The sequence below is a fragment of the Gilliamella sp. wkB195 genome, from assembly GCF_001690445.1.
GTDB lineage: Bacteria > Pseudomonadota > Gammaproteobacteria > Enterobacterales > Orbaceae > Gilliamella > Gilliamella apicola_E.
In genome coordinates this window covers 58,019-72,767 of the sequence record NZ_LZGP01000019.1, presented here as the reverse complement: position 1 = coordinate 72,767, position 14,749 = coordinate 58,019, and the positions used below count along the sequence as shown (strand labels likewise).

Sequence of the window (14,749 nt, the reverse complement as noted above, 5' to 3'; positions counted from 1 at the left end):
CCTTGTCTGGCTAATATAATATTAATTACAATTTGAATGATGAAAAAAATAATAAAAACAATTGCCAATTTTACTCAAACTTTAACTCTACTTTTATGTTCAACATTTGCTATGGCACAATCAATTCCATTAAATAAACTTACTGGCCAATTTGATGAGAAAAAAGACAGCGATTTTATTGCTCTGGATTCAACAATATTACCAGTAAATAAAAAAGGCATGTATCTTCAAAAAGAGCCCACTCAGCAGCTAATTAAAGCTTATAACGATTTTAAAAAATCTTATCCAGATATTCCGTTTATAGTTGTGAGTGCAACACGTAATTACACGTATCAAAATGGCATTTGGCAACGTAAATGGGACGCCTTATTGCCTAAGTTAAAAGTGCCACAAAAAATTGCCGAAGAAATTTTAAAATTATCTTCAATGCCTGGCACATCAAGACATCATTGGGGAACAGATATTGATATTACCAGCGTGTCATCTGAATATTTTAAAAATGATAAAAAGGGTATTATTTTGTATCAATGGCTTCGTGAAAACTTACCAAAATATGGTTTTTGCCAGCCATTTAATGAAGGAAGAAAGGGTGGATATTTACCAGAAGAGTGGCACTGGTCTTATAAACCAATTGCAAAGCAATATATAGCTGAATATAAGGCGATACTTGAAACTAATCCACAAACAATTATGAAAAATTTGAATTTTACTGGTTATGATAAAATTACACTTGAAAGTCTTGTGAAAGAGTATGTTTTAACTGTTAATTCAGAATGTTATTAATGCTTTCGCCAATAAGGTAGTTTTATTGTTACCACTAAACCACCGCCATCTCGATTATTAGCTTGAATAGTACCGTTATGCATAATAACGGTCTTTCTTGCAATCGCCAAGCCTAGCCCATAGCCTTTACCTAATTGTGCTGATTGTATACGGACAAAAGGTTCAAAAATGCTTGATAATTTACTTGAATCTACACCAGGACCGCGATCTTTAACCTCTATTTGTAAATATTTTCCTGCTTCTTTTAACGATACTTCAACAGTCTGACCGGCTTTAGAGAAGCGGATAGCATTACGAATAATATTTTCAATTGCTCGTCGTATTTGTTCTGAATTACCTTTAACAATAGAATGTGAAATCGATGATATGCTAAATACTACTTCAATAGATTGATGATTTGCTTCATAGTTAGCATCATTAACAACAACACCAATTAACTCTTTTAAGTCAAAATATTCATCGGTTCGATTATTCATTTCTGCGCGTGAATAATTCAAAATTTCACCTATTAATTGATCTAGGCGTTCCGACTCTAACTCAATCCTAGCTAATGAAGTATCTATGTTTTGTTTATTTTGCTGTGCAAGGCCGATGGCAAGCTGCAAACGGGCCAGTGGCGTTCTAAGTTCGTGTGAAACATCATGGAGTAGTGCTTGGCGATCAGAAATTAAGATATTGAGCTGTTCAACCATCATGTCAAAATCTTTACCTAATTCGCTAAGCTCATCACGACGAGGTTTTAATTTTTTGAATAGGCGGACAGAAAGATCGCCTTGAGAAACTCTAAAAAACCCTTGCCTTAATAACTTCATTGGTCTGGTTAAGTTCCATGCTAAAAAAAGGCTGAATACTAACCCAACACATATCCCCATTAGTACAATGGGAGTTGGCATATTGAATAAAGTTTTCCTATTATTGCTATGATCTGTTTTATCGTCTTTAAATGATACCGAGTAAAGTGTTCCGTCTGGTGCAACCGCCATCCTTTGATATAAATAACTGGTTGATTCTAATTCATCTGTGATGATATTGACTTGATCATTTTGAGGAGAGACCAATTTTATCGACAGTAAAACTCGCTCACGTTCGGGGAGATGTGCGATAAAATTGAGAGTCTCATCTTCACCAGCAACATGTAGTAATTGTGCAATCATATCCACTTTAGTTGGCATATGATTTAAGAATCGTTGATTTTTATTCTCTATATAATAAGAGAAAGCAATCCAAGTTAATTGGAAAGTAAGATAAAAGATTATCCAAAAGATAATCAGAATTTTCCAAAATAATCGACGATTCATGTCAAACCTACATTAACGAATACGGTAACCAACGGCTCTTATCGTTTCAATGGTTACATCATTTTGTGCGACTTGATGTAATTTTTGGCGAATATTACTGATATGGACATCTACACTACGGTCATAAAGCTCTCGTGCACGACCAAGCCCAATTTCAGATAATTCTTCTTTAGTTACCACTCGCTCACTATGTTTCACAAGTAAAACTAATAAGTTAAATTCGGTAGACGTTAAATCAATAGGTTGACCATTCCAAGTGCATAATCGCTGAGGAATATCTAAGGTTAAACCATTAAAGTGATATTTTTTATCATCGACTAATTCAACCGAACGTTCATCAAAACGACGTAAAACCGCTCGTAATCTAGCTAATAATTCACGTGGATAACATGGTTTTGGAATGTAATCATCAGCACCTAATTCTAACCCTAACACGCGATCAATATTATCACCTTTAGCCGTTAGCATAATTACTGGCATATTACATTGTTGACGAATGCTTTTAAGGACATCAATTCCATTAATATCAGGTAACATTACATCTAAAATTGCTACACGGTATTTACCTGAAAGCGCTTCATCAATACCATCTTTACCCAAATAAACACTTTTAATATTAAAACCTTCATTGGTTAAATATTCGCTAAGCATTTGTGATAATTCTACATCATCATCAATTAATAAAATATTTATCATACGTCGCCATTATTATTTAATTTTAGATAGTTACATTATTGCAATAATAAAAAAAAAGTCAGGTGGATTTACTAAAATATTACATATTTTGAACTATTCCTGATTAATTTATTTACTATGCAACTAAGTATAGAAATTTAGATTTACTCTATTTTCATAGTATATATTTCAATCAAAAAACGATTGAATAAGGAACTGTTAGTAGTGATGTAATTTATTAATAAAAGCTATGTTTCATTAATATTTTTTAACTAACTTGTTATGTAATATGTGAGCAGTACATTCAGTTTTCAAGTTAAATATAATAAAATAGTCGCATTATTTATAAATTGAACGTTTCACTATTTATTGTTAGCTATATGGAGATAATAAATGAAACTAACTTGGCAACAATTAATTAAATTGGTGAAACACGAAGTTTTACCGGCTCTTGGTTGTACAGAGCCTATCTCGCTTGCTTTGGCTGCTGCAGTTGCAGCTAAATATATTGATAAAAATAATATTAATCGTATTGAGGCTTTTGTTTCGCCAAATTTAATGAAAAACGGCATGGGTGTTACTGTTCCAGGTACCGGTATGGTTGGATTACCTATTGCCGCAGCAATTGGGGCAATAGGTGGCGATGCTCAAGCTGGCCTTGAAGTATTAAAAAATATTAAACCAAAACAAATTAATCAGGCTAAAACGTTAATTAGTGAACATAAAGTTAATGTACAAATTGCTGATAATAATACTGCTATTTATTCTGAAGCCAATATTTATACGAATACCGATCATGTTAGGGTATGCATCGAAAACTCACATACTAACGTAATTTTGATCGAAAAAAATGGTGAAACTATTTTCAAAGCAGATAAAAGAACACAAGGTGAATCTAAACAAGAGTCGATCATAAACCATATGTCAGTCAAACAGATATATGAGTTTGCAACGCAAGCTAATTTTGATGATATCGAATTTATTTTACATTCGGCAGAATTAAACAATGCTTTATCACAAGAAGGATTAAGGCGAGAATATGGTTTAAGTATTGCTGCAACATTGTATGAACAAACAAAAACAGGATTGTTAGCAGATGACTTGCTGTCCAAAGTGATGATTCGCACCGCAGCAGCATCTGATGCACGAATGGGTGGTGCGACTTTACCTGCAATGAGTAACTCCGGATCGGGTAATCAGGGGATAACAGCAACTATGCCGGTAGTTGTTGTCGCCGATTATTTAAATGCGACGCCAGAGCAATTAGCTAGAGCATTAATTTTATCTCATACTATTGCGATCTATATACATAGCAAATTCCCACCTTTATCAGCACTTTGCGCTGCATCCACGGCTGCAATGGGCGCTGCTGCTGGTATGGCATGGTTGCTTGGAAAAGAGCAATATGAGCCAGTAGATATGGCAATATGCAATATGGTTGGTGATTTGTCTGGAATAATATGTGATGGTGCATCAAATAGTTGTGCAATGAAAGTGTCAACATCGGTTTCATCTGGATTTAAAGCTGTATTGATGGCTTTAAATCGGATTCGAGTAACCGGTAATGAAGGCATTGTTTGTGATAGTGTTGAAACGACCATTAATAATCTAGGGGCGATTGCAAGTAATAGTATGAAAGCATTGGATACTCAGATAATTGATATTATGTCGTATAAAGTCTAATGTTATCCCTGATGGTAAAAGAATAGACTTTAAGCGCTTTTAATATAACCAATTAGCATTATTTTTAAAAAATATACTGGACAATATTATTTTTTATGCGTAATATTTCGTCCTACTTCATATGGTGGCTATAGCTCAGTTGGTAGAGCCCTGGATTGTGATTCCAGTTGTCGTGGGTTCGAATCCCATTAGCCACCCCATTTATGCAAAGTATGAAACATCTAACGGCGAGTAGCGCAGCTTGGTAGCGCAACTGGTTTGGGACCAGTGGGTCGGAGGTTCGAATCCTCTCTCGCCGACCAATTTATATAAAAAAGCCTGCTCATTGAGTAGGCTTTTTTATTATCCGCTTTATCGCTTGTATTCTCAGCAATAGCATATAAACAGTTGCTTTATAGTGTTTATTTAACACATTATCTGCTGCTATTTTACCCCACTGCCAACCCTAATTAATATTCATTTAATTGATTTTATTGTATTTCTCATAAAATTTGTGATCGCCCTTACACTTTTGGTACTTAAAATTGACAACATGTATTTTTTTATCTATTTTTTGAACTATATTATGTGATTTAAGATATATCTGTGAATTAAAAAAGCCCAGTAATGGAGAGTGATCTTTGGAATACCGAGATATTGCGTCTAAAACCGATGTAGAAGAACAAATAAGAGCAAATCCTAAAATTATTACGGAAAAATCGACTGAGCGAGGACTTGCCGAATTTTTTAAGGTAAGCCGAACAACCGTCAGGAAAGCCTTGCATGATTTAGCTATGGAAAGTTATATGTTTCAAGCAGATAACTATAGCCCGGAACACAATGTTTTTGAAATCAATATGCTAAAAATGTCTTCGTTTAGTGAAGAGATCCAAAAAGAAGAAAATGTTCAAATTGAAATAAAAGTATTGTCCAATCAAATTATAAAGATGCCTGCACAATTGCGTACCTTTTTCGGATCTAACCAGCAACTAATTAGAATTATCAGACAACGTCTCTTGGGGAAAATACCGCTTTCTTATGAAATCAATTATCTCCCTTCAGAAAAATTTACCGATTTAGAAAAACAGGACTTAAATAACATTTCGCTCTATGAATACCTTAAAGAGCATTATCATTTTACACCAAGCCATGGACGGGAAGAGATCACCTACGAAGCGGCGACCGAAGATAAAGCAGAGTATTTAGCTATTGCCGAAGGAACACCTATCTATAAAGTATCAAGTTATAGTTACGATAATAATTTTCAACCATTTGAATATACTGAACAGTATTTGATTGGTAACCGATTTCGGTATCACTTATCGGCCAAAAATATCTTCAATTATGAGGAAAAACATAAATGAAGCTATTTGAAAAAATTGCCGCTCAATTACTCGAGCAGATAAATACCGGACGATATGGCGTTGGTGCTGAGTTACCACCCGAAGGGCAATTGCAAAAAGATTATAATGTAAGTCGAACAACTGTCCGTAAAGCAATAGATCGATTAGTTGATCAAAATATGGTGGTTAGGAAAAAAGGAGTTGGTCTGTTTGTTGCGCCAACGCTCTCGACCCAAAATATTTTAGAGATGACAGGTATCATAAAACCATACATCTACCCCAATCACAAAAAAGTAATCAAAGAAGCTTACTTAAGACAAGCAGGTGCATATTACAGTCAATTACTAAAAATAAAACCGGCTGAACTGATCTATTACATTAGCTTCCTTGAAGTGGCAAAAAACAGTATTACGAAAGAGATTTTTGTCCTGCCATTAAATAACTTTCCCGATTTTCAAATTTCAATTATCAAAGTGTTATCTGCGCTCGAAATCATCAATTCAGGCAAGAAAAAAGTCGATAAATTAGAACAAGATTTGCAACTGATTGTGGCCAACTCCGAGCTCGCTAAACAACTTCGAATCCAGATTAACGACCCATTATTTAAAATTTCTAATCACTATTTTGATACTAATAGCGAACCGATTGCTCTCGAGTATAAGTTTGCTAGTAATACCAAATATGTGGTCGATTTCACTTAGGAGGTACACCAATGATTAAATTGTTACGCGTTGATCATCGCTTATTGCATGGTCAAGTTGTTGTTTCATGGTTCGAAAGTATGGATGCAAACACGATTTTAGTTGCTAATGATGTTGTAGCCAACGACGAACTACGTAAATCTGCGATTCGTTTGGCTAAGCCAGAGCATGCAAAATTAGTGATGAAATCAATTGATGACAGTATTGAGGCGATAAACTCAGGCGCAACTGATAAATATCAAATGCTGATAGTCGTTGAATCAGTAGCAGATGCTGAAAAATTAATCCGTGGCACGCAAGGCAAAATAACCAGCCTTAATTTAGGTGGTACTAAACCACGTGAAGGCACAAAAAACTACTCTAAAACCATCAATTTAACCGATCTTGAAGCAGATTTACTGACCAAATTGCAACAAGACGGTATTGATATCTACATTCAGCAAATTCCAAGTGAATCAAAGCAGAAATTTGAGAAATAGTTGAGAGGTACAAAATGAGTATCGAATTAACCGCATTACTGTTAGCTTTGATTGCGATGTTAGCAAATGGTGAATACTTTTTAGGTTCATCAATGTTATCCAGACCGTTAGTGACTTGTACCTTAGCAGGTTTAGTCATGGGTGATATCACACAAGGCATTATAATTGGGGCAACGTTAGAATTAGCGTTTGTCGGATCGTTTTCAATCGGTGCATCCATTCCACCGGAAATAATTTCCGGCAGTGTTTTAGGTACCGCTTTTGCCATTGGCGCAGGGAAAAGTACCGAAATCGCCTTAGCACTGGGCATTCCAATTGCATCACTGGTTTTATTAGTCAAAAATTTATGTTTTCTTTTTATTCTTCCTTACTTTGTTCACAAAGCCGATAAATACGCCAGCGAAGGCAACGGCAAAGGTATGGATCGAATGAACATACTCGGTGGTTTCTTTTCAATCAATCTGCCAATTGGTTTAGTGGTTGGATTCTCCTACTTATTCGGTAGTTCAGCGGTCAATGACTTATTAGAAATGATTCCTCGCTTTATTATCGATGGTTTAGGTATTGCAACCGGCTTATTACCGGCGTTTGGTTTTGCCATGTTAATGAAAATTATGATTAAAAAAACCAATGTCACCTTTTTTGTTCTTGGCTTTGCTTTAGCCGTTTATATGAAAGTGCCTGTTACTGGCGTGGCCATTTTTGGTGCCTGCCTAGCACTTATTTTGACCGGTTACTCCTCATTTAATGGGAAAAAAGGCGTAACAGAACAAGACAGTCAGAAGCTAACAACTGGCAACGTTTTAGGTGCACAGGAGATCGATTATGAAAACGAAGAATTCTAAATTAATAACCAATAAAGAATTAACCCGAACTTTTTGGCGCTCTTTCACCGCTGAATGGTCATGGAATTATGAACGGCAAATGAACTTAGGCTATGCCTATGCCATGCGTCCGGCTTTAGATAAAATTTATAGTGATAATCAAGTTGACCTTACCGATGCTTATCAACGCCACTTAGAATTTTATAATGTTACCCCTTGGCTAATTACCTTCCCTCTAGGCATCTGTATTGCCATGGAAGAACAAAATGCCACCGATAGTGAGTTTGATAAAAGTTCGATTAATGATGTCAAAATTGCGTTAATGGGACCGTTAAGTGGTTTAGGTGACTCTTTCTTCTGGGGGACATTGCGTGTTATTGCTACCGGCATTGGCACCTCTTTAGCGCTGGAAGGTAATATTTTAGGTCCATTGTTATTCCTGCTTATCTTTAATGTGCCGGCGATTTTAGCACGATATTTTGGCTTATTAATTGGCTATAACATTGGTGCTTCCTTTATTGAAAAAGTGCAAAAAACCGGCTTAATGGATAAATTGTCCTATGGCGCTTCAGTACTCGGGCTCTGTGTGGTCGGGGCAATGGTTGCCACCATGGTGACACTCAATATGCCATTGAAAATAGGTACCGGTGATGATTCGGCATCCTTACAAGATATTTTTGACGGCATTGTGCCACAGATCCTACCGTTACTCTTTACGCTATTTATGTTTGTATTGGTGAGAAAAGGCGTTAAAGCACATTGGATTCTTCTACTCATTGCCGCCATTGGTATTTTCGGTGCCTGGACTGGGTTATTAGGAAGTTGAGGAATTAACAATGAAAAGTATTGCTGATTATGTCGCATTAGAGCCGAAATATTATCAAGCTGTTTTAGATAATTATCAGACGTTATTTGCCGATCATATCGATTTAAGTCAAATAAAACAGCTTAATGCCATTGTCATTTTTGCCACTGGCTCCAGTGCTAATGCTGCTTATGGTGCAAGACCAATAATGAGCGAACTGTTGAAGATTCCTGTCTATATTGAAGATCCTTCAATGGCGGCCAATTACCTGCACTATAACGATCCAAATACACTCTATTTTGCCATTTCACAAGGTGGAGAGAGTTATTCAACCATTCATTTAGTTGAGGAATTTATTCACCATAACAAGACGATATATAGCCTGACCAGCAATCCACAAAGTCCTTTGTATCAAGTTAGCAATCACGTTTTATCTATGGGGATGCCGATTGAAGAAATGCCTTATGTCAGTGCCGGTTATAGTATCACTATTTTAGATTTGATCTTAATTAGCCTCATTATTGGGCAAAAAACCGAAACCATTAATCAAGCCAAATTTGATGACTATATGAATCGGATTAAAACGATTACCCAATTATTACCACAAGTTATTGAGCGTTCACAAGCTTGGGTTAATCGCCTTGAAGATCAATATACTCTAGCTCAACGGGTAATATTGATTGGTTACGGTGCTACCTACGGGGTTGCAAGGGAAGGAGAAACTAAATTTACCGAAACCGTACGCAACACTGCGTTGGGTAAAGAACTCGAAGAGTATATGCATGGCCCTTATCTGGGTTTGCATAGCGATGATCAAATCATTTTTATTGAACCGCAAGGAAGACTGGCGCAAAGAGCCGATTCCTTAAAACAATTCTTAAATCAGTATGTGAAAAATGTTGTAACAATTTATGCACATCAACAAGGCAACCGAACAGAAAATGACTTATGTCTAGGTATCAGTTGTGATGAGCGATTAACTTCGCTGTTTATGACAATTCCTATTCACTTACTTAGCTATCAAGTATCACAGTTAAAAGGTCACAATCTGGAAAAATCAACATATCCGGAATTTGATGAAATTACTAAATCTAAAATTAAGAGGATTAGAGCATGAGAAAATACGATGAAAAAAAAGAACTCGACAGCATGAATGGCGCATTAGCACTTCGTCCACAAATCAATGAATTTATCGATAAAATTCACTCCCGTGGTTACAGTAATGTGTGCTGGTTAGGTATTGGCGGAACTTACGCTTCATCGATGCAAGCAGTTGTCCATATGAAAGAAAAATCAGCCATTGAAACCTTTATTCAACATGCAGCGGAATATCTGGTTACCGGCAATAAGCGTATAACCAAAGACACCTTAATTATCATCTCATCTGTTACAGGCTCAACCCAAGAGGTCGTTGAGGCTATTAATAAAATTCAACAAGATGTGGGTGCAACAGTTTTAGCCTTTTTAGATAAAGCCGATTCACCATTAGGTAAAATGGCGCACCATGTGATTTCTTACCCAATGAATGAGCAATTAAAATTCTTTATGGCTGCTGATCGCTTAATGTATTTAGCAGGCGAATATCCTGACTATGATGAATTTTATCAACAAATGGATCAACATTTTGCTAAAAACATCGTCGAAGTGGCGAAAAAAGCTGATGCATTCGGGCAAGAAGTCGCATTGAAACATCATAACGATGCTATGCACTATTTTGTCGGTGCTGGCAACCAATGGGGTGCAACTTATTCTCATGCGATGTGCTACTGGGAAGAGCAACACTGGCTACGTTCAAAATCGATCGAGTCTGCTGAATTTTTCCATGGCACATTAGAAGTGATCGACCGTGATACAGCTGTAACTGTTTATGTTGGTGAAGATAGTCAACGTCCATTAAGTGAAAGAGTGGCAAAATTCTTACCGCAAATTTGTGGTAACTACACCATTATTGATACCAAAGATTATCCATTACCGGGTATATCAGAAAAATATCGTGGTCATTTATCACCGTTTGTGTTTAGAACGATAAATAACCGAATTGATGCTTACGTTGAACACTTAAATCGGCACCCAATGACTATTCGCCGCTACTATCGTTGCTTGGATTATTAAGGAGAGCAACAATGGTTGCGGTATTAATCAGTACTCATGGACCTACTGCTCAAAGTCTTATCGTAAGTGCCGAGATGATTTGTGGTAAACAAACCTTATGTGAGGCCGTGCCCTTTTTAATGGGGCAATCGTTAGATGAGTTTCAACAGCAGATTGAAAATCATTTAGCAAGCTTTGCTCAACAAGGTGAGACAATATTGTGTTTGGTGGATTTAAAAGGCGGAACGCCTTTTAACACACTAACCAGATTAATGGCCAATTATCCAAATCTAGAAATTGTTACTGGGGTGAATATACCCATGTTATTGGCAACATTTATGCTAAGAACACAAATGGCGCTAGATGATTTACTATCAGAACTAATGCAAACAGCTCAACAAAGTATTGAGCACTATAATATGGTGTCAATGACGTCATCAATAATAGAAGATGAAGAGTTTTAAGCTGGTCAGATAAATAATCAATTAATTTAACTTTAATAAGGCAAATATATTTTTAACTCAAATAAAATTATATTTGCTTTTATTCATTACTAGTTATACCTTTTTATCTAATCCTTGAATTATATATAGAATTAATAGGTAGGTAAATTTGACTATATTTAAAGAGAAAATATTTATCATAATATTGATTCTCTTGTTAAGTAGTATTTGTTGCTGTTGTACAACTAATAATGAATTAACGTTAAAAAAAATCGAAGCGAACGATAAATACCGTTGGATGGAAAATCAGCCACAGTTAATCAGTAATTGGTTATTATCTGAGTCTGAACGTACCGTCAACATACTAGATGCATTACCATGGTCAAAAACTGTCAGTAAACGATTTAATCAATTAACCGATTTTGGTTCTGAACCTATAATTTCTGATATTCAATATGTAGGCGATAATTGTTTTTATTTCAAACAAACAGCAGATTATCCGTATAATCGCCTTTTTGTTAGAGATCGCTACAATAATGAAAAATTGTTGATAGATCCTCCTATTGGTTATGGTATATATGATTTTTATCCGTCACGTGATGGGCAATATATTGCTTATAGCATTTATGAAAATGGTGCTGAGATATCATCAATAAAAATTATCAATGTAAAAACTAAATCACATCTTAATGATCATATAACTGGCATATCGGATCCAAGCATTATTTGGTCAAATGATAATTTATCTTTTTTTTATAAAAGAAATGATAAATATCAACAAAATAGCCCAAAATCGGGCACAGAAGAGTTATATTTGCACCATCTAAATACTAAGACAAAAGATGATGTCTTAATCTTTAGTAAAAATCAAATAACTGGTTATGACCCCGTTACCGATCAAAATATAGCCTTATCTTTTTCTAGTAATTGGGCTATTGCGTCTATCTCATCTTCTATATCTGGTTATAGTATCGATTTATACCTTACACATTATGAAAATCTTAATAATACTAAAGTCCACTGGCAAAAAATCATCGATAGAAAACAAAAGGTTACCAATTTTATTCTAAAAGGTGATTGGTTATATTTAGCTAAATACAATGCGTTGTCTGGTTATACTATTTCGCGCGTGAATTTGAATAAAAATAGCCAATTAGAAGAAAAAATTATGGAATGGCAAAATGGAGATTTGCTCCAATTTGCAGCAAGCAAAGATGCTATTTACTTAGCTTATCATGAGTCAGAAACACCCAAGTTTGTTGCTATTCCTTTTACTGACCCTCATCATGTTAAATTGATTTCACTTACAAATAGTGAAGAAATAACAGCCATTTTTAGTGATACTGATCGCAAAGAAATATTATTTACTGCTCAAAATTGGACTGTTCCCCCGAAAATATTTACCTATAACCCCGATAATGGATCAATTCAAGATTCAAAAATGATTAATCCCAGTGCTTTTTCGTTTGCAAACTATGAGGCTGAACAACAATGGGTAAAATCAAACGATGGAACACTTGTTCCTATGACGATTATTCATCCTAAAGGGATCAAATATGATGGTACTGCTCCTACATGGTTAACTACCTATGGTGCATATGGTGTAAGTCAGCGCGCTTTTTTTGATGCTACACGTTTAATTTGGCTTGAAAGAGGTGGAATAATTGCAATTGCTCACGTTCGAGGAGGTGGAGAATTAGGCGAAGATTGGCATATTGGCGGTAGCTTAGCTAATAAACAAAACTCAGTTGATGACTTTATAACATGCGCACAATATTTAATTAATCATAATATTACTCAACCATCTAAGCTAGTTATCAGCGGTGAGAGTGCTGGTGGTATTATAATTGGAATGGCATTAGCTAAACATCCTGAACTTTTTGCTGCGGCATCTATTAATGTGGGTATGTTAAATATGAGTCGATTAGATAAAATCGCTATTGGTAAAGCAAACTTTGCTGAGTTTGGCTCGCCATTAAACTCAAAACAGTTAAAGGATTTATCTAAAATAGATGCTTATTTAAATTTAAAAGATTATGTTACGTATCCACCGGTTATGATTTCGGTAGGTTTGAAAGATGAACGTGTAGCACCATGGCAAAGTGCTAAATTTATCGCTCGTCTTAATGAGATAAACCATACCCAAAAACAGCAGGTATTAGTTGTAGCAGATCAATATGAAGGGCATTTTTTTGATAATTTTCTAAATACAGTCGAGTTTTTTATTTGGAAAACCACGCCAACACCATAATTAAAAAATAGTTAATATTAGAGTTAATATTATTTATGACAATCCTCATCATCAAATAAGTCATTTGGGTGTACTTATCATCGTGAAAAATTATCTGGAAAAGGAATATCAATAAAAACTAGCCAGCAATTTAAATAACGATAGTTTTATATAATTCGCTATTATCTTTTAATACTCTTAAAAAATAATTCTTATCTCACTTGTTTTATGATGATATTTTGTTTTAATAGTCAATAAAGATTTCTTTATATAACATCTACCGTTGGAAATAAAATATGAAAAATGTTGGTTTTGTTGGTTGGCGTGGAATGGTTGGTTCCGTCCTTATGCAACGTATGGTTGAAGAGCATGATTTTGATTATATCAATCCTGTTTTCTTTTCTACTTCTCAAGCTGGTCAAGCTGCCCCTACCTTTGGTGGTAAAACAGGAACATTACAAAGTGCCGATAATATTGATGCTTTGAAAGCATTAGATATTATAGTGACTTGCCAAGGTGGTGATTATACTTCTGAAATTTATAAAAAATTGCGTGCGACTGGCTGGCAAGGTTACTGGATTGATGCGGCATCAACATTGAGAATGGAAGATGAGGCAATCATTGTTCTTGATCCAGTCAATAAAGCTAATATTCATGCAGCTTTAGATAGAGGTATCAAAACCTTTGTTGGTGGTAACTGTACCGTAAGTTTAATGTTAATGTCGCTTGGTGGATTGTTTGCTGAAAACTTAGTTGATTGGGTATCGGTATCAACTTATCAAGCTGCTTCAGGTGGCGGTGCGCGTCATATGCGTGAATTGCTTACCCAAATGGGTATGTTAAACGCCGAAGTAGCTAAAGAGCTACAAGACCCTAATTCTTCGATCTTAGATATTGAACGGAAAGTGACGCAAAAAATGCGTGATGGTAGTTTACCAACAGATAATTTTGGTGTGCCATTAGCGGGTAGTTTAATCCCTTGGATTGATAAAGCTCTTGATAATGGTCAAAGTAAAGAAGAATGGAAAGGCCAGGCTGAAACGAATAAGATTTTAGGTACTAGCCAAATTATTCCTGTTGATGGACTTTGTGTGCGTATTGGAGCATTACGTTGCCATAGTCAATCATTTACCATCAAACTCAAAAAAGACATCAGTGTGCCAGAAGTTGAAAAATTACTTGCTGCGCATAACGATTGGGTAAAAGTTATCCCTAATGATCGTGATTTATCAATGCGTGAGCTAACTCCAGCAGCTGTTACTGGTACATTAACTACGCCAGTTGGACGTTTACGTAAACTTAATATGGGTAAAGACTATTTATCAGCCTTTACTGTTGGCGACCAGTTATTATGGGGAGCTGCCGAACCATTAAGAAGAATGCTTCGCATCTTAGCTTAATCAAAAAAAGCCCGG

The 14,749-nt window shown here is 35.6% G+C and carries 14 protein-coding genes and 2 tRNA genes; 14 read left to right on the top strand and 2 right to left on the bottom strand.

Going from position 1 to position 14,749, the window contains the following annotated elements:
• Positions 1-36: 36 nt before the first annotated feature.
• Positions 37-783: a M15 family metallopeptidase gene (locus tag A9G08_RS05595; protein WP_081299501.1), complete on the top strand. Its 747-nt coding sequence runs from the start codon at positions 37-39 to the stop codon at positions 781-783.
• Here A9G08_RS05595 and A9G08_RS05590 read toward each other — a convergent pair.
• Both A9G08_RS05590 and A9G08_RS05585 read right to left on the bottom strand, forming a co-directional pair.
• Positions 780-2,081 carry an ATP-binding protein gene (locus tag A9G08_RS05590; protein ID WP_065562747.1) on the bottom strand — a complete coding sequence of 434 codons (1,302 nt, stop codon included), beginning with the start codon at positions 2,079-2,081 and terminating at the stop codon, positions 780-782. The genes A9G08_RS05595 and A9G08_RS05590 overlap by 4 nt on opposite strands.
• Before the next feature lie 12 nt (positions 2,082-2,093).
• Positions 2,094-2,774, bottom strand: coding sequence for a response regulator transcription factor (locus A9G08_RS05585; protein ID WP_065562775.1), 681 nt, complete (start codon positions 2,772-2,774; stop codon positions 2,094-2,096).
• 375 nt (positions 2,775-3,149) lie between these two features.
• Here A9G08_RS05585 and A9G08_RS05580 point away from each other — a divergent pair, with 375 nt between their 5' ends.
• From A9G08_RS05580 to asd, 13 genes are all read left to right on the top strand, one after another.
• Positions 3,150-4,439, top strand: a complete 1,290-nt coding sequence (locus A9G08_RS05580; protein WP_065562746.1) for an L-cysteine desulfidase family protein — start codon at positions 3,150-3,152, stop codon at positions 4,437-4,439.
• 124 nt (positions 4,440-4,563) lie between these two features.
• Positions 4,564-4,639: transfer RNA gene (locus tag A9G08_RS05575), tRNA-His, on the top strand.
• A gap of 25 nt (positions 4,640-4,664) precedes the next feature.
• Positions 4,665-4,741 (top strand) — tRNA-Pro (locus A9G08_RS05570).
• Between the two features lie 318 nt (positions 4,742-5,059).
• Positions 5,060-5,782, top strand: a complete 723-nt coding sequence (locus tag A9G08_RS11500) for a GntR family transcriptional regulator (RefSeq protein WP_081299500.1) — start codon at positions 5,060-5,062, stop codon at positions 5,780-5,782.
• The gene (locus A9G08_RS05560; RefSeq protein ID WP_065562745.1) at positions 5,779-6,462 is read left to right on the top strand and encodes a GntR family transcriptional regulator; all 684 of its coding nucleotides are present in this window, start codon (positions 5,779-5,781) and stop codon (positions 6,460-6,462) included. The genes A9G08_RS11500 and A9G08_RS05560 overlap by 4 nt, the downstream gene beginning before the upstream one ends.
• Before the next feature lie 11 nt (positions 6,463-6,473).
• On the top strand, positions 6,474-6,941 hold the full coding sequence (locus A9G08_RS05555; RefSeq protein ID WP_065562744.1) for a PTS sugar transporter subunit IIB: 468 nt from the start codon (positions 6,474-6,476) through the stop codon (positions 6,939-6,941).
• A 14-nt stretch (positions 6,942-6,955) separates the two neighbouring features.
• A complete protein-coding gene (locus A9G08_RS05550; protein ID WP_065562743.1) occupies positions 6,956-7,786 on the top strand; it encodes a PTS mannose/fructose/sorbose/N-acetylgalactosamine transporter subunit IIC in 831 nt (276 codons plus the stop codon).
• Positions 7,767-8,591, top strand: a complete 825-nt coding sequence (locus A9G08_RS05545; protein WP_065562742.1) for a PTS system mannose/fructose/sorbose family transporter subunit IID — start codon at positions 7,767-7,769, stop codon at positions 8,589-8,591. Before A9G08_RS05550 ends, A9G08_RS05545 begins: the two co-directional genes overlap by 20 nt.
• 10 nt (positions 8,592-8,601) lie before the next feature.
• Positions 8,602-9,687: an SIS domain-containing protein gene (locus tag A9G08_RS05540; protein ID WP_065562741.1), complete on the top strand. Its 1,086-nt coding sequence runs from the start codon at positions 8,602-8,604 to the stop codon at positions 9,685-9,687.
• The gene (locus A9G08_RS05535) at positions 9,684-10,682 is read left to right on the top strand and encodes an SIS domain-containing protein (RefSeq protein ID WP_065562740.1); all 999 of its coding nucleotides are present in this window, start codon (positions 9,684-9,686) and stop codon (positions 10,680-10,682) included. Before A9G08_RS05540 ends, A9G08_RS05535 begins: the two co-directional genes overlap by 4 nt.
• 11 nt (positions 10,683-10,693) lie before the next feature.
• Positions 10,694-11,125, top strand: coding sequence for a PTS sugar transporter subunit IIA (locus A9G08_RS05530; protein ID WP_065562739.1), 432 nt, complete (start codon positions 10,694-10,696; stop codon positions 11,123-11,125).
• A 148-nt stretch (positions 11,126-11,273) separates the two neighbouring features.
• A complete protein-coding gene (locus A9G08_RS05525; RefSeq protein WP_141673934.1) occupies positions 11,274-13,355 on the top strand; it encodes a prolyl oligopeptidase family serine peptidase in 2,082 nt (693 codons plus the stop codon).
• 275 nt (positions 13,356-13,630) lie between these two features.
• Positions 13,631-14,734: an aspartate-semialdehyde dehydrogenase gene (gene asd / locus A9G08_RS05520; RefSeq protein WP_065562737.1), complete on the top strand. Its 1,104-nt coding sequence runs from the start codon at positions 13,631-13,633 to the stop codon at positions 14,732-14,734.
• The last annotated feature ends 15 nt before the right edge of the window (positions 14,735-14,749 follow it).

Bases quoted from the DNA above. Each gene is read 5' to 3' on its own strand.
- A9G08_RS05595 (WP_081299501.1), top strand. From the start codon at position 37: ATGATGAAAAAAATAATAAAAACAATTGCCAATTTTACTCAAACTTTA.
- A9G08_RS05590 (WP_065562747.1), bottom strand. From the start codon at position 2,081: ATGAATCGTCGATTATTTTGGAAAATTCTGATTATCTTTTGGATAATC.
- A9G08_RS05580 (WP_065562746.1), top strand. From the start codon at position 3,150: ATGAAACTAACTTGGCAACAATTAATTAAATTGGTGAAACACGAAGTT.
- A9G08_RS05560 (WP_065562745.1), top strand. From the start codon at position 5,779: ATGAAGCTATTTGAAAAAATTGCCGCTCAATTACTCGAGCAGATAAAT.
- A9G08_RS05555 (WP_065562744.1), top strand. From the start codon at position 6,474: ATGATTAAATTGTTACGCGTTGATCATCGCTTATTGCATGGTCAAGTT.
- A9G08_RS05550 (WP_065562743.1), top strand. From the start codon at position 6,956: ATGAGTATCGAATTAACCGCATTACTGTTAGCTTTGATTGCGATGTTA.
- A9G08_RS05545 (WP_065562742.1), top strand. From the start codon at position 7,767: ATGAAAACGAAGAATTCTAAATTAATAACCAATAAAGAATTAACCCGA.
- A9G08_RS05540 (WP_065562741.1), top strand. From the start codon at position 8,602: ATGAAAAGTATTGCTGATTATGTCGCATTAGAGCCGAAATATTATCAA.
- A9G08_RS05535 (WP_065562740.1), top strand. From the start codon at position 9,684: ATGAGAAAATACGATGAAAAAAAAGAACTCGACAGCATGAATGGCGCA.
- A9G08_RS05530 (WP_065562739.1), top strand. From the start codon at position 10,694: ATGGTTGCGGTATTAATCAGTACTCATGGACCTACTGCTCAAAGTCTT.
- asd (WP_065562737.1), top strand. From the start codon at position 13,631: ATGAAAAATGTTGGTTTTGTTGGTTGGCGTGGAATGGTTGGTTCCGTC.